The organism is Nonomuraea rhodomycinica, from assembly GCF_013363995.1.
Classification (GTDB): Bacteria; Actinomycetota; Actinomycetes; order Streptosporangiales; family Streptosporangiaceae; genus Nonomuraea; species Nonomuraea rhodomycinica.
This window is the reverse complement of sequence record NZ_JABWGO010000006.1, coordinates 459,181-484,892: the sequence shown is the minus strand read 5'-3', so window position 1 is coordinate 484,892 and position 25,712 is coordinate 459,181. Positions and strand designations below refer to the sequence as shown.

Annotated in this window: 21 protein-coding genes; 13 read left to right on the top strand and 8 right to left on the bottom strand. The window is 73.0% G+C overall.

All coding sequences use genetic code 11. The annotated features are described in order from the left end of the window. Nucleotides 1-43 precede the first annotated feature (43 nt). Nucleotides 44-1,558 (bottom strand): aminotransferase-like domain-containing protein, encoded by a 1,515-nt coding sequence (locus HT134_RS26050; RefSeq protein WP_175603057.1) that lies wholly within the window; start codon nt 1,556-1,558, stop codon nt 44-46. Nucleotides 1,559-1,627: 69 nt separating this feature from the next. On the opposite strand from HT134_RS26050, the gene HT134_RS26045 reads away from it, so the two are divergent. Continuing rightward, nucleotides 1,628-2,533, top strand: a complete 906-nt coding sequence (locus tag HT134_RS26045; protein ID WP_175603056.1) for a DMT family transporter — start codon at nt 1,628-1,630, stop codon at nt 2,531-2,533. Nucleotides 2,534-2,592: 59 nt separating this feature from the next. Next, complete coding sequence (locus tag HT134_RS26040; RefSeq protein ID WP_175603055.1) at nt 2,593-4,245, top strand: fumarate hydratase; 1,653 nt, start codon at nt 2,593-2,595, stop codon at nt 4,243-4,245. 129 nt (nt 4,246-4,374) lie between these two features. Here the strand turns inward: HT134_RS26040 and HT134_RS26035 are convergent, their stop codons facing one another. After that, nucleotides 4,375-4,563 carry a DUF5999 family protein gene (locus HT134_RS26035; RefSeq protein ID WP_175603054.1) on the bottom strand — a complete coding sequence of 63 codons (189 nt, stop codon included), beginning with the start codon at nt 4,561-4,563 and terminating at the stop codon, nt 4,375-4,377. Between the two features lie 693 nt (nt 4,564-5,256). Between HT134_RS26035 and HT134_RS26030 the strand changes: the two genes are divergently transcribed. The 3 genes from HT134_RS26030 (at nt 5,257) to HT134_RS26020 (ending at nt 9,530) form a co-directional block, all read left to right on the top strand. Beyond that, nucleotides 5,257-6,402, top strand: coding sequence for a serine/threonine-protein kinase (locus tag HT134_RS26030; protein ID WP_175603053.1), 1,146 nt, complete (start codon nt 5,257-5,259; stop codon nt 6,400-6,402). A gap of 34 nt (nt 6,403-6,436) precedes the next feature. Continuing rightward, entirely contained in the window at nt 6,437-8,065 is a 1,629-nt protein-coding gene (locus tag HT134_RS26025; protein ID WP_175603052.1) for a serine/threonine-protein kinase, read from the top strand. A 67-nt stretch (nt 8,066-8,132) separates the two neighbouring features. Continuing rightward, nucleotides 8,133-9,530: a class II fumarate hydratase gene (locus HT134_RS26020; protein WP_175603051.1), complete on the top strand. Its 1,398-nt coding sequence runs from the start codon at nt 8,133-8,135 to the stop codon at nt 9,528-9,530. Nucleotides 9,531-9,542: 12 nt separating this feature from the next. On the opposite strand, the gene trpD is transcribed toward HT134_RS26020, so the two are convergent. Next, nucleotides 9,543-10,574, bottom strand: coding sequence for an anthranilate phosphoribosyltransferase (trpD, locus tag HT134_RS26015; RefSeq protein WP_175603050.1), 1,032 nt, complete (start codon nt 10,572-10,574; stop codon nt 9,543-9,545). A gap of 244 nt (nt 10,575-10,818) precedes the next feature. Here trpD and HT134_RS26010 point away from each other — a divergent pair, with 244 nt between their 5' ends. The 5 genes from HT134_RS26010 to HT134_RS25990 are packed head-to-tail and all read left to right on the top strand — an operon-like array spanning nt 10,819 to nt 17,024. Next, nucleotides 10,819-11,580, top strand: coding sequence for an SDR family oxidoreductase (locus tag HT134_RS26010; RefSeq protein ID WP_175603049.1), 762 nt, complete (start codon nt 10,819-10,821; stop codon nt 11,578-11,580). Nucleotides 11,581-11,587: 7 nt separating this feature from the next. Beyond that, nucleotides 11,588-13,516 carry a helix-turn-helix domain-containing protein gene (locus HT134_RS26005; protein WP_175603048.1) on the top strand — a complete coding sequence of 643 codons (1,929 nt, stop codon included), beginning with the start codon at nt 11,588-11,590 and terminating at the stop codon, nt 13,514-13,516. 54 nt (nt 13,517-13,570) lie between these two features. Continuing rightward, nucleotides 13,571-14,842, top strand: coding sequence for an MFS transporter (locus HT134_RS26000; protein WP_175603047.1), 1,272 nt, complete (start codon nt 13,571-13,573; stop codon nt 14,840-14,842). Continuing rightward, complete coding sequence (locus tag HT134_RS25995; protein ID WP_175603046.1) at nt 14,839-15,861, top strand: alpha/beta fold hydrolase; 1,023 nt, start codon at nt 14,839-14,841, stop codon at nt 15,859-15,861. Before HT134_RS26000 ends, HT134_RS25995 begins: the two co-directional genes overlap by 4 nt. After that, nucleotides 15,861-17,024 (top strand): alpha/beta hydrolase family protein, encoded by a 1,164-nt coding sequence (locus HT134_RS25990; protein ID WP_175603045.1) that lies wholly within the window; start codon nt 15,861-15,863, stop codon nt 17,022-17,024. Before HT134_RS25995 ends, HT134_RS25990 begins: the two co-directional genes overlap by 1 nt. A gap of 24 nt (nt 17,025-17,048) precedes the next feature. Here the strand turns inward: HT134_RS25990 and HT134_RS25985 are convergent, their stop codons facing one another. Further along, a complete protein-coding gene (locus HT134_RS25985) occupies nt 17,049-19,046 on the bottom strand; it encodes a glycosyltransferase family 2 protein (protein WP_175603044.1) in 1,998 nt (665 codons plus the stop codon). A 70-nt stretch (nt 19,047-19,116) separates the two neighbouring features. Continuing rightward, nucleotides 19,117-19,764, bottom strand: coding sequence for an aggregation-promoting factor C-terminal-like domain-containing protein (locus tag HT134_RS25980; protein WP_312888429.1), 648 nt, complete (start codon nt 19,762-19,764; stop codon nt 19,117-19,119). A gap of 336 nt (nt 19,765-20,100) precedes the next feature. On the opposite strand from HT134_RS25980, the gene HT134_RS25975 reads away from it, so the two are divergent. The 3 genes from HT134_RS25975 to HT134_RS25965 are packed head-to-tail and all read left to right on the top strand — an operon-like array spanning nt 20,101 to nt 22,750. Beyond that, entirely contained in the window at nt 20,101-20,775 is a 675-nt protein-coding gene (locus tag HT134_RS25975; protein WP_175603042.1) for a response regulator, read from the top strand. Next, nucleotides 20,772-22,208, top strand: a complete 1,437-nt coding sequence (locus HT134_RS25970; RefSeq protein ID WP_217708331.1) for an ATP-binding protein — start codon at nt 20,772-20,774, stop codon at nt 22,206-22,208. The genes HT134_RS25975 and HT134_RS25970 overlap by 4 nt, the downstream gene beginning before the upstream one ends. Then, nucleotides 22,205-22,750, top strand: a complete 546-nt coding sequence (locus tag HT134_RS25965) for a hypothetical protein (RefSeq protein ID WP_175603041.1) — start codon at nt 22,205-22,207, stop codon at nt 22,748-22,750. Before HT134_RS25970 ends, HT134_RS25965 begins: the two co-directional genes overlap by 4 nt. 6 nt (nt 22,751-22,756) lie before the next feature. Here HT134_RS25965 and phoH2 read toward each other — a convergent pair whose 3' ends face one another. From phoH2 to HT134_RS25950, 3 genes are all read right to left on the bottom strand, one after another. Further along, nucleotides 22,757-24,076 (bottom strand): RNA 5'-3' helicase PhoH2, encoded by a 1,320-nt coding sequence (phoH2, locus tag HT134_RS25960; protein WP_376768110.1) that lies wholly within the window; start codon nt 24,074-24,076, stop codon nt 22,757-22,759. Between the two features lie 207 nt (nt 24,077-24,283). Further along, the gene (locus HT134_RS25955) at nt 24,284-25,045 is read right to left on the bottom strand and encodes an isoprenyl transferase (protein ID WP_175603040.1); all 762 of its coding nucleotides are present in this window, start codon (nt 25,043-25,045) and stop codon (nt 24,284-24,286) included. A 55-nt stretch (nt 25,046-25,100) separates the two neighbouring features. Beyond that, entirely contained in the window at nt 25,101-25,577 is a 477-nt protein-coding gene (locus HT134_RS25950) for a hypothetical protein (RefSeq protein ID WP_217708330.1), read from the bottom strand. Nucleotides 25,578-25,712: the final 135 nt, after the last annotated feature.

Sequence of the window (25,712 nt, the reverse complement as noted above, 5' to 3'; positions counted from 1 at the left end):
CGGTCAGGACGGCGGCCCGGCTCCTCCCCCGCCGCCAAGGCGGTCAGCCCGCGTCGCCTCCCGACATGCGCAGCTTCAGCCCTCGTACGGCTTCCGCCGCCCGGTGGACCGGCAGCCGGGAGAAGCCCACCGCCACCGCCGGGCGGCCCGGCGCGAAGCGCATCGGGCCCACGGCCTCCATCGCGAGGCCCAGCTCCCGCGCCACCGCGACCACCCGTTCCTCGTCCCAGCCGGCCGGCAGGTCGAGATAGGCGTGCAGGCCCGCCTCGATGCCCCGGACGCGGACCTCGGGCAGGTGCTCGGCCAGCGCCCTGACCAGCGCGTCGCGGCGCCCCCGGTACTCCCGGCGCATGCGGCGCAGGTGCCGGTCGTAGCCGCCGGTGCGCAGGAAGGAGGCCAGCGCGTACTGCTCGATCACCGGCGAGCCGAGGTCGAACTCGCCGCGCGCCAGCCGGACCGCCCCGGCCAGCGCGGGCGGGGCCACGACCCAGCCGAGCCGCAGCCCCGGCGCCAGCGCCTTGCTCACGCTGCCCACCAGCACCACGCGGTCGGGAGCGAGCCCCTGCAGGCAGCCCACCGGGTCGCGGTCGTAGCGGAACTCGGCGTCGTAGTCGTCCTCCAGCACGATCGCGTCGGCCTCGCGGGCCCACTCCACGAGCGCGGCCCGCCTGCCGGGCGAGAGCACCACGCCCGTCGGGTACTGATGGGCGGGCGTGACCAGCACGGCCCGGGCCGGGAGGTCGCGCAGCGCCGCCACGTCGAGGCCCCGCCCGTCCACCGGCACCGGCAGCACGTCGGCCCCGGCGCGGCGCAGCAGGGGCACCTGCCGCTGGCTGGTCGGATCCTCCACGGCCAGCCCGAGCCGGCCACCGCGCCCGCCCGGCCTGATCCGGCCGTCCCGTCCGGCCGCCCCCGGACCACTCTCCCGTCGGGCCGTCCCCGGATCGCCGTCCCGCCGGGCTGTCCCGTGGCCACCGTCCCGTCGGGCCGCCCTGAGCCGGCTGTCGCGTTCGGCCAGCACGTGCAGCACCAGGCTGAGGCCCTGGGCGACGCCGCCCACGATGACGAGGTTCGCCGGGTCCACGTCGGCGGCGCGCACCCGCCGCAGGTAGCCGGCCAGCTCCTCGCGCAGCTCCGGGATGCCGGCCGGGTCGCCGTAGTCCAGGGCGTCGGAGGGGATGATGGCCAGGGCGTCGCGCAGCGCCGCCAGCCAGCGCTCGCGCGGGAAGTGGCCGAGGTCGGGCGAGGTCGCCCGGCTCTGGTAGTCGCAGTACGACTCCGGGAGCTCGGCCGTGACCGCGCGGCCACGGGTGGCGGCGGGGGCCACGCGGGTGCCCGAGCCGACCCGCGAGACGAGGAAGCCCTCCGCGACGAGCTGCTCGTACGCCTCGACCACCACCCCGCGCGACACCCCCAGGTCTGCCGCCAGGTCACGGCTGGACGGCAGGCGGTCGCCGGGGGCCAGGCGACCCGAGCAGACCGCGTCGCGCAGGCCGGAGGCCACCTGCGCGGCCACGCCGCCCCGCGCGTGGTCCAGCGGGACGTACAGATCGCCCATATTGGCCCCCATTCACAGCCGAGGATTGGACTGTTTGCGTGGACCATTGTCTCCCTAGCATCCTCGAACATGAGAAACGGTGTGCTCGGCGCCGCGTGCGCGATGTTCCTGGTGGGAACGCTGGCCGGGGTGTCCGGCCTGGTCAAGGACTATCCGGTGTACGGCGGGCAGGCGGTGCGCTACCTGGTCGCCGCGGTCGTGCTGCTGGCCATGGTCCGGGTCATGGGGCAGCGGTTCGTCCGGCTGATGCCGCGGGAGTGGGCGCTGCTCGCCGCGCTGTCGTTCACCGGCCTGGCGCTGTTCAACGTGTGCGTGACCGAGTCGGCCCGCGCCGCCGGGCCCGCGCTGGTCGGCACCGTGCTCGGCGCCGTGCCGCTGGCGCTCGCGCTGGCCGGCGGCCGGCCCGCGCCCCGGCTGCTCGCGGGCTCGGCGGTCGTGGTGGCGGGCGCGACGCTGGCCACCGGGCTCGGCAGCGGCAACCTGACCGGGCTGCTGTGGGCGCTCGGGGCGTTCGCCGGGGAGATCGCCTTCTCGCTGCTGGCCATCCCGCTGCTGCCGCGGCTGGGGGCGCTGCGGGTGAGCGCGTACTCGACCACGCTGGCCGTGCCCATGCTGGCCGCGATCGGGCTGGTCAAGGAGGGGCCCGGCATGCTGCGGGCGCCGAGCCTCGCGGAGGCGGCCGGGTTCGCCTACCTGGCGCTCGTGGTGACCGTGGTGGCGTTCTTCCTGTGGTACTCGGCGCTGCCGCGGCTCGGGCCGGGGCGGGCGGGGCTGTTCGCGGGGCTCATCCCGGTGGGGGCCATCGTGACGGGGGCGGTGCTGGGCATCGCGACGCCGTCCCGCTACGACCTGCTCGGCGCGGGGCTGGTCGTGGGCGGGATCGTCATCGGTCTCACCGCCCGCCGTCCCGCTCCGCCCGCCGCGTCGCCGGGCTCGCCGCGCTCCACGCCGCGCGTGGTCGCCGAGCGCACCTGACGGCCGGGCGGGAGCGCGCCTCGCGTGGGCGTACGCTTTGGGGGATCGAAAGGATGGGCATGGCCGAGTTCGACTACACCGATCTTCTCCCGTTGGGCGCCGACGACACCACGTACCGGCTGATCACATCGGAGGGGGTGCGGAGGGTCGAGGCGGCAGGCCGTACGTTCCTGGAGGTCGACCCCGAGGCGTTGCGGCTGCTCACCGAGACGGCCGTGCACGACATCTCCCACTTCCTGCGCTCGTCGCACCTGGCCCAGCTCCGCAAGATCATCGATGATCCGGAGGCCAGCGGCAACGACCGGTTCGTGGCGCTCGACCTGCTGAAGAACGCCTCCATCTCGGCCGGCGGCGTGCTGCCCATGTGCCAGGACACCGGCACCGCGATCGTCATGGGCAAGCGCGGCCGCCACGTGCTGACCGACGGCCGCGACGCCGAGCACATAGCCAAAGGCGTGTACGACGCCTACACCCGGCTCAACCTGCGCTACTCCCAGATGGCCCCGCTGACCATGTGGGAGGAGAAGAACACGGGCAGCAACCTGCCCGCCCAGATCGAGCTGTACGCCGAGGACCCCCACGGCCACCCCGACGAGTACAAGCTGCTGTTCATGGCCAAGGGCGGCGGGTCGGCCAACAAGTCGTTCCTGTACCAGGAGACCAAGGCGGTCCTCAACGAGAAGCGCATGCTGGCCTTCCTGGAGGAGAAGATCCGCTCCCTGGGCACCGCCGCGTGCCCGCCGTACCACCTGGCGATCGTCGTCGGCGGCACGTCGGCGGAGTACGCCCTGAAGACGGCCAAGTACGCCAGCGCCCGCTACCTCGACTCGATCCCCACCGAGGGCTCGCCCTCCGGGCACGGCTTCCGCGACCTGGAGATGGAGGCGAAGGTCTTCGAGCTGACCCAGAAGCTCGGCATCGGCGCCCAGTTCGGCGGCAAGTACTTCTGCCACGACGTGCGCGTCATCCGCCTGCCCCGCCACGGCGCCTCCTGCCCGGTGGCCATCGCCGTCTCCTGCTCGGCCGACCGGCAGGCACTGGCCAAGATCACGCCGGAGGGCGTCTTCCTGGAGCAGCTGGAGACCGACCCGGCCCGCTTCCTGCCGGAGACGACCGACGAGCACCTCTCCGACGACGTGGTCAGGATCGACCTCAACCGGCCCATGCCGGAGGTCCTCGCCGAGCTGACGAAGTACCCGGTGAAGACGCGGCTCTCGCTCACGGGCCCCCTCGTCGTGGCCCGCGACATCGCCCACGCCAAGATCGCCGAGCTGCTCGACAACGGCGGCGAGATGCCGCAGTACCTGAAGGACCACGCCGTCTACTACGCGGGTCCGGCCAAGACGCCCGAGGGCTACGCGTCGGGCTCCTTCGGGCCGACCACGGCCGGGCGGATGGACTCGTACGTGGAGCGCTTCCAGGCGGCCGGCGGGTCGATGGTCATGCTGGCCAAGGGCAACCGGTCGCGGCAGGTGACCGAGGCGTGCCAGAAGTACGGCGGCTTCTACCTGGGCTCCATCGGCGGCCCCGCGGCCCGGCTGGCGCAGGACTGCATCAAGAAGGTGGAGGTCCTGGAGTATCCCGAGCTGGGGATGGAGGCGGTGTGGAAGATCGAGGTGGAGGACTTCCCCGCGTTCATCGTGGTGGACGACAAGGGCGACGACTTCTTCACCGACCGCACCGGCCCGGTGCTGTCGATCGGCCGCCGCTGAGCCGGGCGCTCGGGCCGCTCCGAGCGCGCCGGTCCGAGCCGGCCGGCCTCACCTGAGCCGTGATGCCGTGATCAGGCCCCGCCGGCCCGCCGGCCGGGGCCTCACGGCCGCGTGCCCCCGGTAGGTCGTTCAGGCGAGCGCGGGGGCGCGGTGGGGCGCCACGACGGTGCCGTCGGGCAGCAGGAGGCCGGTGTCCTCGAAGAGCACGACGCCGTTGCAGAGCAGGCTCCAGCCCTGGTCGGGGTGGGCCGAGACCACGTGGGCCGCCTCACGGTCGGCCGATCCGGCCGCGGGGCAGGCGGGGAAGTGACTGCACATCGTGCACCTCTCAGAGGACGCTCCTGCGATGGGGGTTTTCAGAAGGGCAGCTTGCGCCCCGACGGCGTGCGAAGGTCGAGGGAGGGGCCGGCCGGCTTCCTCGGCCGGGGGCGAACCTGGGTCTGGCGCATCCTCATCACGTCCTTCGGGTGAAGCCGTCATGGTCGCTGACTTGGTCGTACCTCCGACGCGTGCTCCCCATTCTGCCGATCGTGGCGCACACTTTCCGGATTCTTGAGGAGTCGCCTCGTAAGTAGCTTCACTCTGCCCCCACCCCCTTACGACACCCTTACAACCGGCCTACCTCACCCCAGAGTTCCCCGCGTAACCCTGGCCCCCGCGGCACGACACCCTTTATCGGCGTAATAAGCATTTCTCCGCAGCCGGACGAGTCACCGCGAAACGGGCCCGGGACCTGGGCGAACGCCATTCCGCTCCGCCCGGGAAGGGACGGGAGCCCCGGCGGCGCCGGAGGGGACGGGCGGCGGGCGCGGAGGATCGGGGTGACGCGCGTCTCTTGCGGCGAGGCCACCCGGACCCCCACCATGTGGACGGGCACGACAGTTCGCGTGCCCGTGGGCGCGCTGAGCAGGCTCGCTGACCCGGCGAGTCAGACGGGTTGACTTGGATTCGCAACATTTTATCGGCCGGGCCTCTACTGGTCGGTTTACACAAATAGGTAAGCTGCCAGGCATGCGTGCGCCCTCCGGTTACCTTCTCGCCGCGCGCTACCGGCTCCTCGAACCTGTCGGACGCGGCGGCATGGGCACCGTGTGGCGGGCGCACGACGAGCTGCTCGACCGCTACGTCGCGGTCAAGGAGGTGCGCCTTCCGGCGGTGCTCGACGAGGAGCTGCGGGCCGAGTTGTGCGCCCGCACCGAGCGCGAGGGCCGGGCCACGGCGATGGTGGCGCACCCGTCGGTCATCACGGTGTTCGACGTGGTGACCGAGGACGACCGGCCGTGGATCGTCATGGAGCTGCTGAACGCGAGGTCCCTGGAGCAGCTGATCCAGCAGGAAGGACCGCTCCATCCCCGCCGCGTCGCGGAGATCGGCCGGCAGATCCTGGGCGCGCTGCGCGCCGTCCACGCCAAGGGCATCCTGCACCGCGACGTGAAGCCGAGCAACGTGCTCGTCACCGACGACCGGGCGGTGCTCACCGACTTCGGGCTGGCGGCCCTGGAGGGCGACGTCTCGATCACGCAGGCGGGCATCGTGCTGGGCTCGGCCGGCTACATCGCGCCGGAGCGGGTCCTCGGCGCCAAGGCCAGCCCTGCCGCCGACCTGTGGTCGCTCGGCGCGACCCTCTACACCGCCGTCGAGGGCCGCGGCCTGCACGGCAGGCGTACGGCAGCCGCCGCCCTGGCCGCGCTGACCAGCGGCGAGCCCATCCCCATGACCAAGGCCGGCCCGCTCGCGCCGGTGCTCGACGCGCTGCTCCGCATCGACCCGCAGACCCGCCTCGACTCCGTGCGCGCCTCGCTCATGCTGGCGCGCGTCGCGGCGGGCGGCTCGGCCGAGGAGCCGCTGGCCTCCCGCCGGCCCGCCCGGCAGACCCAGACCCGGCAGGCGCAGGCGGTGACCGTGCCGTCTTTTCCACGCCGGCCCGCGCACCGCGGGCTGCACCGGGCCGACGCCATGGGCCGCGCCGACACGATGGCGGCGCCGGTCCCGGTGCCCTCGCCCCGGCAGGAGCGCAGGTCCGGCGAGGGCGTCCATCGCCGGCGCGTGGAGCCCCGGCCGGCGGTTCCCTCGATTCCTGCCCGCTTCATGACGACGGTGATAAAGTTGTTCCTTCCTCGGCGGTTCTGGCCAAGAGAACTTCGCAAGCGAGGCTAAAGCACTTTCCAAGCGAAATAGATATCTTCTTCTCATGCCGGAACCACAGACACGTGTGCTCGCCGAGCGCTACGAGCTGATCTCGCCGCTCGGGCGGGGGACGATGGGCACGGTGTGGCGTGCCAGGGACCGCGCCCTGGGCCGCGAGGTGGCGGTCAAGGAGATCCGGCAGGACCCGGGCCTCACCGAGGAGCAGCGGGCCGAGCTGCGCGAACGCATGGTCCGCGAAGGTCGCATCGCCGCGCGCATCAGCCACCCGGCCGTCGCCGCCATCCACGACGTGCTCATCCACGACGACAGCCCCTGGATCATCATGGAGCTGGTCGAGGCGCGGTCCCTGGAGCAGGTCATCGACGAGGAGGGGCCGCTGCCGCCCCGGCTGGTCGCCGAGATCGGCGTCGACCTGCTCGGCGCGCTGCGCGCCGCGCACGCCCAGGGCATCACGCACCGCGACGTCAAGCCGGGCAACGTGCTCATCACCGAGACCGGCCGCGTGGTGCTGACCGACTTCGGCATCGCCAAGGCCGAGGGCGACCCCAAGCTCACCAAGACCGGCATGGTCATCGGCTCTCCCGGCTACACCGCGCCGGAGCGAGCGCGGGGCGAGTACACCGGCCCCGAGTCCGACATCTGGTCGCTGGGGGCGACGCTGTACTTCGCGGTCGAGGGGCGCCCCGCCTACGAGCGGGCCTCGATCGCCGAGACGCTCGCGGCGCTGCTGAGCGAGAACGCCGACCCGCCCACCCAGGCGGGACAGCTCGGGCCCGTGCTGACCGGGCTGCTGCACAAGGACCACAAGAAGCGGCTGAACGCGGCCAAGGCCGAGACCATGCTGCGGATGGTCGCCGACACGCCCACCCACGAGATACCGGTCATCACCGCCGAGAGCCTGACCGGTCAGGAGACCTCCGTGCCCGACGCCACCGATCCCGCCAGCGGCTCCAGGACGCCAGGGGCGTCCGGCCCCCAGCAGGGAGCGGGTGCGCGTCCTCAGGGCGGACGGCCGGCCGGCGCACCGGGCTCCGGCCCGCGGGGCGCCGCACCGCACACGGCACCGGGTTCCGGTCCGCAGAGCGCCGCACCGCACGGCGCGCCCGGCTCCGGCCCCCAGCGCGCCACACCGTACGGCGCGCCGGCGTCCGGCCCGCAGGGCGGCCCGGGCGGGCGCCCCGCCGCGCAGGGCCCCGGCGGTGAGGGCGGTCAGGCCGGGCTCGACCCCGAGCGCACCGTGAGCCTGAAGCGGCCCAAGACGCCGCTCCCGGGCCGCCCGCAGCCGGGCCCGCCCGTGGACGAGGGCGCCATGGCCACCCAGCGCGTCCAGACGCCACGGCCCTACAACGCACCCGGCCACCAGGTCTACCCGCCGGCGCAGCAGCCCGGACGTCCCGTTCCCCCGGGCGGCCCGCCCCCGAGGCCGGTGCCCGCCGGGCACGGCATGTCCCGCCCGGGGCCCGGCCAGGGGCTTCCGCCGGGCCCTCAGGGGCCGCAGGGCATGGCCATGGAACGACCGGACTCCAAGGGGCTCGGCACCGACCTGTTCGCCATCGCGGGGCCCGAGGAGCGCCCCACGGGCAACCGCACGGGCATGCTCATCCTCATGGGGGTGGCCGCGGCGGCCGCCGTCATGATCGCCATCCTCATCGTGGCCGTCCTGCAGGGCTGAGCACGCGCCGGGCCGGCCACGCGCGCCGGGCCCGCTTGAGCCGGACCTCGTGGGACAGACTGGGGGCATGAGCGAGTTCCGTATCGAAACAGACTCGATGGGCGAGGTGCGCGTGCCCGCCGGAGCCAGGTGGCGCGCGCAGACCCAGCGGGCGGTCGAGAACTTCCCGATCTCAGGACGGCCGCTGGAGCCGTCGCACATCGCCGCGCTCGGCCTCATCAAGGCCGTGGCCGCCGAGGTGAACGCCGAGCTGGGCGTCCTGGACAAGGACCTGGCCGAGGCGATCGCGCAGGCCGCGGCCGACGTCGCCGAGAACGAGCACGACGACCACTTCCCGATCGACGTCTTCCAGACGGGCTCCGGCACCTCGTCCAACATGAACGCCAACGAGGTGATCGCCCACCTGGCCCAGGAGCGGCTGGGCCGGCCGGTCCACCCCAACGACCACGTCAACGCCTCGCAGTCGTCCAACGACGTCTTCCCCACCTCCATCCACGTGGCGGCGGCGACCGAGGTGACCTACCACCTGCTGCCGTCGCTGGAGCACCTGGCGGCGAGCCTGCGGGCCAAGGCGCTCCAGTTCGACCAGGTGGTGAAGTCCGGACGGACCCACCTGATGGACGCGACGCCGGTGACGCTCGGACAGGAGTTCGGCGGCTACGCCTCGCAGATCGAGCACGGGCTGGTGCGGGTGAAGTCGGCGCTCGGCCACGTGCTGGAGCTGCCCCTCGGCGGCACGGCCGTGGGCACCGGCATCAACACCCCGCCCGGGTTCGCCGAGAAGGCCATCGCCAAGCTGCGCGAGGCGACCGGCATCCCGTTCCGCGAGGCGCTGGACCACTTCGAGGCGCAGAGCGCGCAGGACTCGATCGTCGAGCTGTCGGGCCAGCTCAAGGTGGTGGCGGTCGCCCTCAACAAGATCGCCAACGACCTGCGCTGGATGGGCTCCGGGCCGCGCGCCGGCCTGGGCGAGATCAACCTGCCCGACCTGCAGCCCGGCTCGTCCATCATGCCGGGCAAGGTCAACCCGGTGATCCCCGAGGCCACGACCATGGTCGCGGCGCAGGTCATCGGCAACGACGCCGCCATCACGTTCGCGGGCGCCTCGGGGACGTTCGAGCTGAACGTGCAGCTCCCGGTGATCGCGCGCAACATCCTGGAGTCGATCCGGCTGCTCGCCAACGTCTCCCGGCTGCTCGCCGACCGCTGCGTGGCGGGCATCACGGCCAACGTCGAGCGGATGCGCGAGTACGCGGAGTCCTCGCCGTCGATCGTCACGCCGCTCAACCGGTACGTCGGCTACGAGGAGGCAGCGAAGATCGCCAAGCAGGCGCTGGCCGAGCGCAAGACCATCCGCGAGGTGGTCGTCGAGCGCGGCCACGTGGCGTCCGGGAAGATCTCCGAGGAGCAGCTCGACGCGGTCCTCGACGTGCTGGCGATGACGAACTCCGCCGGGGAGGACTGACCGGGCCGGGGCTCAGCGGGTGGCGCGGGCCCAGCGGGTGAGGAGCGTGGCGGCGGCCCCCGACTCGACCGCGTCGGCCGCGCGCTTGCGGGCGGCCGCCAGGACCGGCGTCAGCTCGGCGGCCGGCGGTGTTCCGTCGGCGGCCACCAGCGCGGCGGCGGCGTTCAGCAGCACGATGTCGAGCACCGGCCCCGGCTCGCCCGCCAGGACCGCGCGGGCCACCGCGGCGTTGTGCTCGGCGTCGCCGCCGCGCAGGTCCTCCGTACGGGCCCGCGGGACGCCGAGGTGGGCCGGGTCGAACGGGGTCGCGGTGACCGTGCCCCGCCGTACCACCCAGATCGTGGACGGGCCGGTGGTGGTCAGCTCGTCGAGGCCGTCGTCGCCGCGGAAGACGAGCGAGGAGCAGCCGCGCTCGGCGAGCACGCCCGCGATCACCGGCGCCATGCGGGCGTCGGCCACGCCGACGGCCTGGGCGGCGGGCAGCGCCGGGTTGGTGATCGGGCCGAGGAAGTTGAAGAACGTGGGCACGCCGAGCTGGCGCCGTACGGGCGAGGCGTGTCTCATCGCCGGGTGGAAGGTCCCGGCGAAGCAGAAGGTGATGCCCACCTCCTCCGCGACCCGCACGACCTCGGCGGGCGGCAGCTCCACGCGTACGCCGAGCGCCTCCAGCACGTCGGCCGCGCCCGTCGTCGAGGAGGAGGCCCGGCCGCCGTGCTTGACCACCCGGGCCCCGGCCGCCGCGGCCACGACGGCCGCCATGGTGGAGATGTTCACCGTGCCCGCCCGGTCGCCGCCGGTGCCGACGAGGTCCACGGTCTCGCCCGGCACCCTGATCGCGTACGAGCGGGCCAGCATGCCGTCGGCCAGGCCGGTCACCTCGGCCACCGTCTCGCCCTTGGCGCGCAGGGCCACGGCGAAGGCCGCGATCTGGGCCTCGGTCGCCGCGCCGGACATGATCTGCTCCATCGCCCAGGCGCTCTCGTGCGCGCGCAGGGACGAGCCGTCGAGGAGCGTGCCGAGCAGGGAGGCCCAAGTGATCGTCATGTGAACGCCCTTTCGCTGGTCGAGGTGCTCGACGGGGGGCGTCCCGGACACGCGGGCGGCCGCCTCGTCGAGGCGGCCGGGATGCGTATGCGCGTGCGGGTCCGCCTAGGAGGCGGGCCACCACTGGTGCGAATACGCGGTCATGCCGCAGATCGTACCATCCGGCTTCACCCACATACCTGGATCATGATCTGTGTGGCCCGGCCCCATGCTGCGGGTCGAGCCCCGGGCTTAGGGTCGAGACATGGCGAACGAAGTGACCGGTGGGCTGTCGGGGCGGACCGCGCTGGTGACCGGGGCCGGCGGCGGCATCGGGGCCGCCTGCGCGCGGCGGCTGGCCGCCGCCGGGGCGCACGTGCTCGTCGTGGACCGTGACGGCGACGCCGCCGGGAAGGTGGCGGCCGGGATCGGCGGCACGGCCGTGGTCGCGGACCTGGGCGAGCCGGGCTTCGCCGAGCGGCTGCCCGCCGACGTGGACATCGTGGTCAACAACGCCGGGTTCCAGCACGTGGCGCCCATCGAGGAGTTCCCGCCCGAGGTGTTCTCCACCATGCTGCGGGTCATGGTCGAGGCGCCGTTCCTCATCGCGCGGCGGGTGCTGCCCGGCATGTACGCCCGGGAGTGGGGCCGGTTCGTCAACATCTCGTCGGTCCACGGGCTGCGCGCCTCGCCGTACAAGTCGGCCTACACGACGGCCAAGCACGCCCTGGAGGGGCTGTCCAAGACCATCGCGCTGGAGGGCGGCCCGCACGGGGTGACCTCGACCTGCGTCAACCCCGGGTACGTGCGCACCCGGCTCGTCGAGGACCAGATCGCCGACCAGGCCAGGGCGCACGGCATCGACCCCGGTAAGGTCGTCGAGGACATCATGCTGAGGCCCGCGGCGATCAAGCGCCTCATCGAGCCGGAGGAGGTGGCCGAGCTGGTCGCGTACCTGTGCGGGCCGGGCGGCTCGTTCATCACCGGCGTCTCGCTGCCCGTGGACGGCGGCTGGACGGCCCGATGACGCGCCTATGATCACCCGCTACCTGGAGCTGCTGGGGCGTGAGGCCTCGGCGGTGGAGTTCGAGGGGCCGATCATCGAGGCGCGGGCGGCCGGGGCCGACGCGGCGACGATCGAGGAGCTCGAACGCGCCAAGGTCGAGGCGCTCAAGGTGCGCGCGCTGCTGAGGCGGCGGGCCAGGCGCGAGGCGGAGCTGTCCGCCCTGTACGACACGGCCGGCGACCTGGCCGCGCTGCGCGACCTCGACGCGGTGCTGGAGGCGATCGTCCACCGGGCCAGGCAGCTCCTGGCCACCGACACGGCGTACATGACCCTGCACGACCCCGAGCGGGGCGACACCTACATGCGGGTCACCGACGGGTCGATCTCGGCGAAGTTCCGGGCGCTGCGGCTGGCCATGGGCGCCGGGCTCGGCGGGCTGGTGGCGCAGTCGGCCACCCCGTACGCGACGGCCGACTACTTCGCCGACGCCAGGTTCCGCCACAAGGACCACATCGACGAGGCCGTCCAGGAGGAGGGGCTCGTCGCGATCCTCGGCGTTCCGCTGCGGCTGGGGCAACGGGTGATCGGCGTGCTGATGGCCGCCGACCGCAGCGCCCGGCCGTTCCACCAGGAGGAGGTGTCGCTGCTGGCGAGCCTGGCGGCGCACGCGGCGGTCGCCATCGACAACGCCCGGCTGCTCCAGGAGACGCGCAACGCGCTGGAGGAGCTGTCCACCGCCCACCGCACCGCCCGCGCGCACGCCGAGGCGGTGGAGCGGGCCGCGCTCGCGCACGACCGGATGACCTCGGTGGTGCTGCGGGGCGGCGGCATCGAGGACGTGGCGGCCGTCGTGACCGACGTGCTGGGCGGGTCGCTGGCCGTGCTCGACGACCTGGGCCGGCCCATCGCCGGGCCGCTCGACGGCGCGGTGGGCGAGCTGGACGCGGGCGTGTTCGAGGCCGCGCAGGCGTCGCGGGCGCTGGGCCGTACGGTGCGCAGGGGCGATCTGCGGATCGCGTCGGTGGACGTCGGCGGGGAGCCGCTGTGCACGCTGGTGCTGCGCAGCGACGACGCCGACGAGCGGATCCTGGAGCGGGCGGCGCTGGTGTGCGCGCTGCTGCTGCTGTTCCGCCGGAGCGTGGCCGAGGCCGAGGGACGGGTGCGGGGCGAGCTGCTGGACGACCTGATCTCCCGCCCGGAGACGCCCGGCCTCGCGGACCGCGCGCGGCGGCTGGGCGTCGACCTGAGGGCGCCGCACGTGGTCGTGGTGGCGCGGCACGACGGGCAGCGGGAGCGGGCCGCGTTCTGGGCGTCGTCGCAGGCCGCGGTGCGGCGCGGGCTGGCCGCCGGCCGGGCGGGCGAGGTCGTGCTGCTGCTGCCCGGCGAGGACGCGGGGGCGCTCGCGCAGCGCGTCGCCGCCGAGCTGAGCGCCTCGCTGGGCTCCCCCGCCACGGCCGGCGCCTCCCGCGCCGACGGCACGGGAGCGGACGGCGGCACGGGAGCGGGCGGCGGCACGGGAGCGGACGGAGCGGGCGGCGGGGCCGTGCGGGCGGGCGTCGTCGCGGCGGCCTACCGGGAGGCGCGGCGGTGCGCGGAGGCGCTGGTCGCGCTGGGCCGGGCCGGCGACGGCGCGAGCGCCGCCGAGCTGGGCTTCGTCGGCCTGCTCATCGGCGAGGGCCGCGACGTGCGCGGCTTCGTCGGCTCGGTGCTCGGCCCGGTCGTCGACTACGACGCCCGCCGGGGCACCGCGCTGGCCGCCACGCTCGCCGCCTACTTCGGCACCGGCGGCTCACCCTCCCGTACGGCCGAGGCCATGCACATCCACGTCAACACGGTCACCCAGCGCCTCGACCGCATCGGCAAGCTCCTCGGCGAGGGCTGGTCCGACCCGGAGCGGGCCCTGGAGATCCAGCTCGCGCTCCGCCTGCACCGCCTCGGCCACACATCACAGCCGTAGACTGTGGGCTTCGCCCCCATATGAGTGACCCCCGTCACTCCCTAGCGTGACGGCATGGCCACTTCCATCAAGAAGGTCGTCGGCGCCAGCCTGATCGGCACCACCATCGAGTGGTACGACTTCTTCCTGTACGGCTCGGCAGCCGCCCTCGTGTTCAACAAGCTGTTCTTCCCCGAGGCCGATCCGCTGACCGGCACCCTCCTCGCGTTCCTCACCTACGCCGTCGGGTTCGTCGCCCGCCCCCTCGGCGGCCTGGTCTTCGGTCACTTCGGCGACCGGGTCGGCCGCAAGACCCTCCTGGTGGTCAGCCTGCTCATGATGGGCGCGGCCACGTTCCTCATCGGCTGCCTGCCCACGTACGTGAGCGTCGGCGCCGCCGCGCCGCTGCTGCTCACGACGCTGCGGCTGGTGCAGGGCTTCGCGCTCGGCGGCGAGTGGGGCGGCGCGGTCCTGATCGTCTCCGAGCACGGCGACGCCGAACGCCGCGGCTTCTGGGCCTCCTGGCCGCAGGCGGGCGCGCCCGGCGGCAACCTGCTGGCGACCGGCGTGCTGGCGATCCTGGCCGCCACGCAGTCGGACGCGGCGTTCCTGAGCTGGGGCTGGCGGGTGCCGTTCCTGCTGTCGGGCGTGCTGGTGCTGATCGGGCTGTGGATCCGGCTGTCGATCACCGAGTCGCCGGTCTTCCAGCAGGCCGAGCCCGAGCCGACCGCGCCGATCGTCGGCGTGCTGCGCCACCACTGGCGCGACGTGCTCATCGCCATCGGCGCGCGGCTGGCGGAGAACATCTCCTTCTACCTGCTCACGGTCTTCGTCATCACCTACGCCAAGACCACCGGCCTCGCGAACTCGACCGTGCTCAACGCGGTGCTGATCGCCTCGGCCATCCACTTCGTCACGATCCCGATGTGGGGCGCGCTGTCGGACCGGCTGGGCCGCCGCCCGATCTACCTGGCCGGCGCGGCCGGGATCGGGGTGTGGATCTTCGCGTTCTTCCCGCTCGTGGACACCGGCAACTTCCTGGCGATCACGCTGGCCGTCACGGTCGGGCTGCTCTTCCACGGCATGATGTACGGCCCGCAGGCGGCCTTCTTCTCCGAGCTGTTCGGCACGCGGATGAGGTACACGGGCGTGTCGATCGGCGCGCAGCTCTCGGCGATCGTGGCCGGCGCGCTGGCCCCGATCATCGCGGTGGCCCTGCTCAAGGACTTCGGCAGCAGCCTGCCGATCTCCGTCTACCTCGGCGCGGCGGCCGTCCTCACCCTCGTCGCCGTCTTCGCCGCCCGCGAGACCCAGGGCCGCGACCTCGCCGAGAAGGTGCGCGCGTGAGCACCCCGCCGGCGTTCGTCTCCACGCGGATCACCACGCCGCGGCTCACCCAGCACGTCGTCACCGTCGAGGGCCGCGGCGGCGCGCCGGTGCTGTTCGTCCACGGCAACGTCTCCTCCTCGGCGTTCTGGCACACGAGCATGGCCGCGCTGCCGGACGGCCTGCGCCCGATCGCGGTGGACCTGCGCGGCTTCGGCGGGACCGACCCGGAGCCGATCGACGCCACCCGGGGCCTGCGGGACTTCTCCGACGACCTGCTGGAGCTGGTGGACGCCCTGGAGCTGCCCGCCGTCCACCTCGTCGGCTGGAGCATGGGCGGCGGGATCGTGCTGCAGATGCTGCGCGAGCGGCCCGCGGCCGTGCGGTCCGTCACGCTGGTCAACCCCGTCTCGCCGTACGGCTTCGGCGGCACCGAGGGCCCGGACGGCCGGCTGACCCATCCGGACGGTGCCGGGTCGGGCGCGGGCGCGGTCAACCCGGAGTTCGTGGCCCGGCTGAAGGGCGGCGACCTGTCGGACGAGGACCCGGCCTCGCCGCGCTCGGTGTTCCGCTCCACGTACGTGGTGAGCCCGGTGGACGACGAGGACCGCTACGTCGCCGCCATGCTCACCACCCGGGTCGGCGACGACCACTACCCGGGCGACGCCGCCACCTCGCCCGCCTGGCCCGGCGTCGCGCCCGGCCGGCGCGGCGTGCTCAACGCGCTGGCGCCGACCCGCTTCCGCCTGGACGACCTGCACGAGATCACCCCCAAGCCGCCCGTCCTGTGGATCCGCGGCGCCGACGACGTGATCGTCTCCGACACGTCCCTGTTCGACCTGGCCCACCTGGGCGCCATCGGCGTGGTGCCCGGCTCCCCCGGCACCCCCGCGCAGCCCATGGTCGCCCAGACCCGGGCCGTGCTGGACCGCTACGGCCCGTACCACGAGGCGGTGCTGGACAAGTGCGGCCACAGCCCCCACCTGGAACGCCCCGACGACTTCCGGCGCCTGCTGGCCCGGCACCTCCTGGAGAACTGATGCTCGTCGCCCTCACCCTCGTCGCGAGCCTGCTCACGCCCTTACCCGCCGCGGCCCAGGCCGGGCCGCTGACCGTGCCGGGCGCCGAGCGCGCCGTCACGGCCGAGCTGGACGACCTCACCACCGCCGGCACCGCCCGCACCGGGCACACCGACCCGGCCGACTGGGCCGGCCTGCACTCGGCCGCCACGGTGAACCCCACCGGTGTCCCCGGCGTCCAGATCGACGGCTACTTCCCCGACACCTCCACCACCAACGCCACCCACGGCTGGAACCACGACGCCCAGTTCGTCATCAGGCTCCCCGAGCACTGGAACGGCGGCCTCGTCGTCGCCGGCACGCCGGGCAACCGGGAGCAGTACGCCAACGACTTCACGATCTCGGACTGGGTGCTGGCCAAGGGCTACGCCTTCGCCTCCACCGACAAAGGCAACACCGGCCTGAACTTCCACACCGACGGCCGGCGCCCCGGCGACGCCATCGCCGAGTGGAACGAGCGGGTCACCCAGCTCACCATCGCCGCCAAGGCCGTCGCCGCCCAGCGGTACGGCCGGGCCCCGAGGCGCACGTACATGGCCGGCATCTCCAACGGCGGCTACCTGGTCAGGTGGCAGCTGGAGAACCGCGGATGGCTCTACGACGGCGGCGTGGACTGGGAGGGCACGCTCTGGCGGGTCAAGGGCGACAACCTGCTGAACTACCTGCCGCAGGCGCTCAAGGCGTACCCGGACGAGGCCGGCGTGCGGCAGGCGGGCTTCGCGGCCGGGTCGGAGTTCCTGTGGCCGTTCCACCGGCAGTACTACTGGGAGCTCACCCAGCAGCTCTACCAGAAGGAGCTCGACCCGTCCTACGACGGCGCCGCGGCCGACTACGACTACGACGCGCGCCGTCCCTACGCGGCGGTCGCGAGGATCGCGCTGACCGGACGCATCACGAAGCCGCTGATCACGCTGCACGGCACGCTCGACTCGCTGCTGCCCATCGAGCGCGACTCCGACGTGTACGCGCGGATGGTCGGCCCGCACCGGCCCTTCCGCTACCACCGGGTGGAGGGCGGCAACCACCTCGACAGCCTGGTGGACGTCTACCCGGACCGGCTCAGGCCGATGCTGCCGGCCTTCCGCGACGCCTTCGCCGAGCTGGAGGAGTGGACCGGCCGGTAGGCGCCGGTCCTCCCGGTACCGGCGTCAGTCCTTCAGGTAGCGGTGCCTGCCCGCGCGTGCCAGCCGTACGAGGTGGCGGGCGCCCGGCAGGCGCCGGCCGATCCGGTGCAGGGCCGTGTCGCGGCCGAGCGGCGAGCGGCGGGCCGGGTCCACGGCGGCGGTGGGGCGCACCATGACGGCGCCCCGCCGGATCTCCAGCCCGAACCGCAGCCCCACCTCCTCCTCGGCGGTGCGCAGCGACGGCAGCCACCGGCCCGGCCCGAGCACGTCCGGCGGCGCGAACATCCGCCGGATCGGCAGCTTGGCCACGAGCTGGCCGGCGATGCGGCCGGCCAGGCCCGGCTCGACGAGGGCGGGCGCGCTCACCTCGCGCTCCCGGCGCCCGGTGCCGCGCAGCACCAGCTCCAGCGGCGGCCCGCCGCTCGGCGGCACGTACGGCACCGGCAGCACGACGTACAGGTGGCCTTCCTGCCGTCTGACGGTGACGCCCGGCGAGACCAGCGCGATGGACTCGGCGAACGAGCGCGGCTCGACGGCCAGGCCCAGCTCGCCCTCGTCGGTCCAGCAGGGCACCACCAGGCGCGTCCTCGGCCGCTCGGCCAGCACGCCCAGGCAGTTGAGCGGGCCCTCGGAGCGGCGCACGCGGCTGCGGGCCTGGTGCGCGCCGCCGTACATGCGGACGTGGACCTCCCACTGGCCGGAGCGCAGCGGCCGGCCCATGGCGGCCTCGGTGGCGTCCACGCGGGCCTCGCCGACGATGCGCACCCGGATGTGGCGGCGCCCGTCCTGGACGCGCTCCACCCGGTACGCCACGGGCAGGAAGTGGATGACGCCCGTCTCCGAGTGCCGGACGTAGACCTCGATGCGGGCCCGCTCGACCGCCTGGGTGACGTCGGTGACGCCGTCCGGCAGCAGCGTGGTGTCGAGCGAGCGGGGCGGGATCCAGTGCAGCCGGTCGCCGTCGGCGCGGAAGACGGTGGGCCGGCCGTCGCCGCTCAGCACCTCCACGGTGAGCCCGAGCACGAGCACCTGCCCGTCCCAGCGGACCTCGGTCAGATCGGCGCCCAGGCCCGCGCGGCGGGTGGAGTTGGCGAGCAGGACGAGCTGGTCGAGCCGGCCGGCCCGCAGCAGCGCCGCCACGGCGCGCAGGTGGACCGGCAGGTAGCGGTCGAGCCGCTCCGGGAAGCGCTCCAGCACCAGCTCCCTGAGCAGCGTGAAGTGCATGCCGCGGTCGATGGAGGAGCCGGCGAACCTGCTGGTGAGGAACGGGCGCAGCGCGGTCGAACGGAACCAGTAGGCGTACATGCGGTCGCGGTGGCGGCCCTCGCCGATGCGGGCGTCGATGCCGTCGAGCAGCTCGCGCAGCTCCGCCACGACCGTGGCGGGGTCCTCGTCGGGCTCGGGCCGCTCGCCCAGGTGACAGCAGACCTGCTCGGCCAGGACGGCGACGACCTTGGCCTCCAGGTAGGCGCGCACGGAGAACGCCTGCTCGGCGAGCTGGCCGCCGGGCACGGCGAAGGCGAGGGTGTGCTGCTCCAGGAACGCGCGCCGGTAGAGCTTGTGCGGGGTGAGGAGCGAGAAGAGCCGGTCGCGCAGGATGTCGGCGCGGGCCCGGCTCTGCTGGAAGGCGCCCATGGGCGGCCCGGTGTCGCGCGCGAGCCGCCCGACCAGGACGTCGGCGTCCGTCTCCACGGCCCGGTCGTACATGCGCTCCAGCGCCTCGCGGGCCAGCCGGTCGCCCTGGGACATCAGGTAGACGTACTCGCCCTTGGCCGCCGCGATGCCGACGTTGCGTCCCCTCATGGGCGAGCCGCTGTGCGGCAGGTGCAGGACGCGGACGTTGCGGCGTACGGCGGCGACGGTGTCGAGCCGTTCGGCGATCCCGTCGGTGGACCCGTCGTCCACGAAGATCACTTCGTAGTCGTCGGCGGGCAGCGTCTGGTCCAGGACGGACCGCAGGCACGCGTCGGCCGAATCACCCGGGTTGTGGACATCGACGATCACACTGACCTTCACAGCCATGGGCCCAGCGTGCGCCCGCCCGCGTGGACGGACGCGACGGCTTGCCGATTGCTGAGGGAAAGATGACCTGTCAGTACCAACCCGTGGACTGGGAGTGTCCCCAGGCCCCGCACGGCGTGCCGTAGCGGCCCTTGATGTAGCCGAGGCCCCACTTGATCTGGGTGGCCGCGTTGGTCTGCCAGTCGGCGCCGGCCGAGGCCATCTTGCTGCCGGGCAGGGACTGCGGGATGCCGTACGCGCCGGAGTAGCGGTTCATGGCCCGCTCGTTCCAGCCGCTCTCCTTCTGCCAGAGCCGTTCGAGGCAGCCCCACTGGTCGGCGCCGAAGCCGGCGCTGGCCAGCATGCTCCGGGCGATGGCCTTGTTGCTGCCCGGCGACGGGGTGCTGCCCGGCGGGAAGTTGGCGGGCGGGAAGCCGTTGCCGCCCGGGGCCTTCTTCTTGACCTCGACCCAGTCGAACCCGGTCTTCGCCCCGGAACGCGACGCCTTGAGCTTGTCGGCCCGGTACGCCTGGACCGCGGCCTCCTTGAGCTTGTCGGTCTTGGGGTCGGCGGCGGCGCTGAAGTCACCACCGGCCAGGGCGCCCATCTCGGGGAGCGACAGAGGCTCGGCCGCCTTGGGCGCGTTGGCGTTCTGGACGGCGCGGTAGGCGGTGAAGCCTCCGCCGCCGAGCACGACGACGGCCGCCAGGCCGATGCCGAGCACCCGCTTCGGGCTCACGCGCGAGGAACGGGCCGGTCGGCTTGCCGAGCGGGGGGTTTCGGGGGCGCGGCGCTCACTCAACTGCGGACCTGGGCTCACGAGCAATGAGCTTGCCCTGTCTTGGGGGGTGGTCCGCAACCGAAACGGGACATTCGGCAGGACAACACTGGCCCCACCAGCCACCTGGCGTGGAGTTTCCCATACGATGTGATTTTCGTCACACCTGACGCTGCCTTTTCCCGGGGCTGGGGCGGCCCTGACAGTGCCCCGTCTTTTTTGTGGTCGTGTGAGTGAGATGTCACAGTTCTATGACGCTCGTCTGATGCATCCCTCACCTGGGCGAATAATGTGCAGGTGGCCGGCATCCTCCTCATCGAAGACGACGCCTCCGTGCGCACAGCCCTGGAGCTGGCGCTGACACGGCAGGGGCACTCCGTCACCTCCTACGCCACCGGCGAGGAGGGCCTGGACCACATCAGGTCGCGCCGGCCCGAGATCGCCATCCTCGACGTCATGCTCCCGGGCATCGACGGGGTCGAGGTGTGCCGCCGCATCCGCCGGCTCGACCAGCTCCCCGTCATCCTGCTCACCGCCCGCGGCGACGACCTCGACATCGTGGTGGGCCTGGAGGCGGGGGCCGACGACTACGTGGTCAAGCCCGTCGAGCCGCGCGTGCTGGACGCCCGCATCCGCGCGATCCTGCGCCGCGCCGAGTCGGCGGCCTCCGACCGCATCACCTTCGGCGACCTCGTGATCGACCGGGGCGCGCTGAAGGTCACGCTGGCCGGCAAGGAGATCCACCTGACGCCGACCGAGCTGCGGCTGCTGCTGGAGCTGGTCCGCCACCCCGGCCAGGTGCTCAACCGGCGCTACCTGCTGCGGGAGGTGTGGGACCACACGCACGTCGCGGACTCCCGTCTGGTGGACGCCTGCGTGCAGCGCGTGCGCGCGAAGATCGAGCCGAAGCCGGCCGAGCCCGTGTTCATCCACACCGTGCGCGGATTCGGCTACCGGTTCAGCCCTCCATGATCAAGAAGTTGCTCGGACGCGTGGTCCGGCTGCCCACCGGGCTGCGCGCGCGGCTCGTCATCACGTTCACGCTGGTCGCCGTCACCGCCTCGGTCCTCGTCGCGACCATCGGCTTCGAGCTGGCCAAGACCGCGCTGGTCGAGCGGGCCGAGGACACCGCCGTGGACGTGGTCGAGCGCGAGCTGGACCGCATCGCGTTCCCGATCGGCCGGCTGCGGCCCGGCGAGGCGCCGCCCACCGCGAAGAACCTGGAGGAGCTCGGCCAGTCACTCGACGGCCCCGGCCGCGGCGTCGTCGTCGAGTACCGCGGCCTCCTCTACGCCGACGGCCCCATGACCATGGAGGACGTGCCCAACGAGCTGTACGGCCGGGCCAAGCAGAACATCGTCACCCAGCGCAGGGTCATCCACAACGAGCTGTGGCTCATCGTCGGCGCCGAGGTCTACCGGCGCGCCGGCACCGTCGCCGAGCCCACCGGGCTGCGCACGTTCGTCTTCTTCCCGCTGCGCGACGAGCAGAGCCGGCTCGCCACCCTGCGCAGCAAGCTGACCCAGGGCGGCGCCAGCATCGTCGCCATCGCCCTCGTCGTGGCGCTGCTGTCGGCCCGGCAGGTGCTGCTGCCGGTGCGCCGGCTGAGCGCGGCGGCCCAGGCGCTCGGCCAGGGCCGGCTCGACACCCGGCTGCCGGTCCACGGGCAGGACGAGCTGGCCGAGCTGACCGCCCGGTTCAACGACGCGGCGGCGGCGCTGGAGCTGAGCGTGTCGGAGCTGCGGGCGCTGGAGGCCATGTCGCGCCGGTTCGTCGCCGACGTCTCCCACGAGCTGCGCACCCCGCTGACCGCGATGACCGCCGTGGCGGACGTGCTCAACGACGACCTCGAACGGCTGCCCGACGACACGGCGCAGGCCGTCCGGCTCGTGCTCAGGGAGGTCGAGCGGCTGCGCGAGCTGATCGAGCACCTCATCGAGATCAGCCGCTTCGACGCCGGCACGGCCACGCTCAACCTGGAGCCGGTCAACGTCGCCGAGGCCATCCACGGCTGCCTGGACGTGCGGGGCTGGGGCGAGGAGGTGGGGGTGAGCGCCTCACCGGGCCTGACCGCCAGCCTGGACCCGCGCAGGTTCGACGTCATCGTGGCCAACCTCGTCGGCAACGCGCTCAAGCACGGCGGTGCGCCGGTCACGGTGAGCGCCAGGGGCACCGAGAACGGCCTGGAGGTGAAGGTGCGCGACCACGGCAGGGGCATACCGCCCGAGGCTCTTCCCCACGTCTTCGACCGCTTCTTCAAGGCGGGGGCCGGGCGCACCCGCAGCCAGGGCAGCGGCCTCGGCCTGGCCATCGCCCGGGCCAACGCCCAGCTCCACGGCGGCACGATCTCGGTGCGCCCGCAGACTCCGGGCACGCTGTTCACGGTCTGGCTGCCGCGCGCATGAGGGGCCGCGCGAGGAGGAAGTGCCACGGCCGGCGCGCGAGGGGCGCCCTGGTCCTGCTGACGGGGGTCATGCCGGTGGTGGCGGGCTGCGGCATCGCGCCGACCGACGCGCGGGAGGTGGCCAAGCCGCCGACCGTCCAGGTGCCGCCGCCGTCCAAGACCATCTACCTGCTCAAGGACGGCAGGCTGACCAAGGAGCCGGCCGACGTCGAGTCCGACACCGTGGAGAGCCTGCTGACGGCCCTGTTCGCGGCCTCCACGCAGCCGCTCCAGGACGGCCGTGACACCGCGCTGCGCGGCTTCACGCTGGAGGGCATCAAGGACTCCCTCAACCCGATCCGGCGCGACGAGGTGCAGCTCCCCCGCACCTCGACGCTCACGGTCATCGTCAAGGGCGAGGGCACGCTCTCGCGGCCCGCCAAGGCCCAGATCGTGTGCACGGCGCAGCAGGAGGCCGCGTTCGAGCAGGTCAAGATCGTCCACAGGTACGAGAACCGTCCCTCCACGGTGGAGGGACGGTTCATCTGCGGCGACCTGAAGTGAGTCCCGCTAGAGGGTGATGTCCTCCAGCATCTCGGTCACCAGGGCGGCGATCGGCGAGCGCTCGGAGCGCGTCAGCGTCACGTGGGCGAACAGCGGATGGCCCTTGAGCTTCTCCACCACGGCCACGACGCCGTCGTGCCGGCCGACGCGCAGGTTGTCGCGCTGGGCGATGTCGTGGGTGAGCACCACGCGGGAGTTGGCGCCGATGCGGCTCAGCACGGTCAGCAGCACCCCGCGCTCCAGCGACTGGGCCTCGTCCACGATCACGAACGCGTCGTGCAGCGACCGGCCGCGGATGTGGGTGAGCGGCAGCACCTCCAGCATGCCGCGGTCGTGCACCTCCTCGATCACCTCGGGCGTGGTGATCGCGCCCAGGGTGTCGTAGACCGCCTGACCCCACGGGCCCATCTTCTCGCCCTCGGTGCCGGGCAGGTAGCCGAGCTCCTGGCCGCCGACCGCGTAGATCGGCCGGAAGACGATCACCTTGCGGTGCTGGCGGCGCTCCAGCACCGCCTCCAGGCCCGCGCACAGCGCCAGCGCGGACTTGCCGGTGCCGGCCCGGCCGCCGAGCGAGACGATGCCGATGTCCGGGTCCATGAGCAGGTCCAGCGCGATCCGCTGCTCCGCCGAGCGGCCGTGCAGGCCGAACACCTCACGGTCGCCGCGCACCAGGCGCACCGACTTGTCGGGGAGCACGCGGCCGAGCGCCGAGCCCTTGCTCGACAGCAGCCGCAGACCCGTGTGGGTGGGCAGGTCCCTGGTCTCGTCGAGCTCGGCCGAGCCGTGCTCGAACAGGCTCTGGACGCCCTCGTCGGTCACCTGGACCTCGGCCATGCCGGTCCAGCCCGACTCCACGACCAGCTCCGCGCGGTACTCCTCGGCGGCCAGGCCGATCGAGGCAGCCTTGACCCGCATGGGCAGGTCCTTGGAGACCAGCACGACGTCGCAGCCCTCGGCGGCCAGGGCACGGGCCACCGTGAGGATGCGCGTGTCGTTGTCGCCCAGACGGAAGCCCACGGGCAGGATGGACGGGTCACTGTGGTTGAGCTCCACCCGGAGGGTGCCGTCCCCGGCCGGCATGGGCTCGTCCAGCCGGCCGTGTCTGACGCGCAGGTCGTCGAGGTAACGCAGAGCCTTGCGCGCGAAGTAGCCCAGTTCGGGGTGGTGCCGCTTCGCCTCCAGCTCGGTGATGACGACGATCGGGAGGACGACCTCGTGCTCGGCGAACCGGGTCATCGCCGCCGGGTCGGCGAGCAGGACCGAGGTGTCGAGCACGTACGTGCGCTTACCGGGCTGAGTGGACGGGTTGCTCGAGGACACTGCCACACGTTCTCCCCCGGGCGCCCCTGGCGGGGGGCACCCTGCAGACGAGGTGGGAATCGGACCGGACCCGTGTCCCCGGCCGCGACGTGCCGGCGACGCCGGATTCCGGCCCCCTCGGCAGGTGTCGGCGCAAGGATGGGGCCCTCTCCGGAGTGTCCGGCCTGTGGCCGGACACTTCCAACGTTACGTCTTGGATACCCAGATGTCGGGTCAGGAACCGTAACGCCGGTGCCTCGCGGCGTAGTCGCGCAGCGCCCGCAGGAAGTCGACCCTGCGGAAGTCAGGCCAGTAAGCCTCGTGGAAGTAGAACTCGGAGTGAGCGCTCTGCCAGAGCATGAAGCCGGACAGCCGCTGCTCGCCCGAGGTCCGGATGAGAAGGTCCGGGTCGGGCTGGCCGCGAGTGTAGAGATGCTCCGCGATGTGCTCCACATCGAGTACCTCGACGAGGTCCTCGATGCTGGCCCCCTTGCTGGCTTGCTCCTGGAGGAGTGAGCGCACCGCATCGGCAATCTCACGTCTTCCTCCATACCCAACTGCAACGTTCACAATCAGGCCAGGACGGTGCGATGTTGCTTCTTTCGCGTTTTTCAGGACATTGGCCGTCCGGTCGGGGAGCAGATCGAGCGCTCCGACCGGGCTGATGCGCCAGCCCTGGTCCACGAGCTCCTGCGTGACGTCCTCGATGATCCGCAGGAGCGGCTCCAGCTCCTCGCTGGGCCGGTTGAGGTTGTCGTTGGACAGCATCCACACCGTGACCACCTCGACGCCGCTCTCGCGGCACCAGGTCAGCAGCTCGGAGATCTTGTCCGCGCCCTTGCGGTGCCCGCGGGACACGTCGCGCATGCCCATCGCGCGGGCCCAGCGGCGGTTGCCGTCGATGATGACCCCGACATGCCGGGGGACGCTGTCCTTCGACAGCTTGGCCTCCAACCGGCGCTCGTACAGCCGGTAGACCAGGTCGCGCAGGCCCACGGAGTCCCTCCCCAGCGGTGCTGTGCCTCAGGTCGAATGACCTAACAGGCAATTATCACCGCGTTTCACGTGTGTCCGCGCCCTCATGGGATTTCCCGGGGCCGCCCAGACAGCCGTCGGCCTCGTCGACGAGCGTGTGCACGAAGCGCGCGAGCTCCGCTGAGGTGAGCACCGCCCGCATGCCGACGCCTTCCACGCCCCACGCCTCGACGATGGCGCGGCGCGTCAGCCGCCATCGCCCGGGCCGGTCACGCCCGGGGACCCAGAGCGGGATCGTGCGCAGGCAGCAGCGCAGCTCGCCGCCTCCCACCAGGGCCGACCTCGTACGGTACCGGAAGGCGAACAGCTCGCTGTCCGGCTCCTCCTCGGGGAACCTGTCGTCCGGATCGGGCCAGCGCGCGGCCTCGCCACGCCCGGCGCGGGCCTCGTCCACGCCGTGCGCCAGGCGCCGCAGCAGCCAGCCGCACCGCTCGCCCACGGTGCCGTACGGCGTGCCGTCGCGCGACAGCTCCAGGGTGATCTCGTACGGCATGCCGACGCTGTCCGTGCACGCGACGGGCGTGACGGTCAGGAAAGATCCATCGACACAGCGTAGTCCCCCCACACCGGCAGCTTTTCCATCCCAAACTTCCCTAAACCCAGGAAAACGCCTAGCCATAATCCCTGG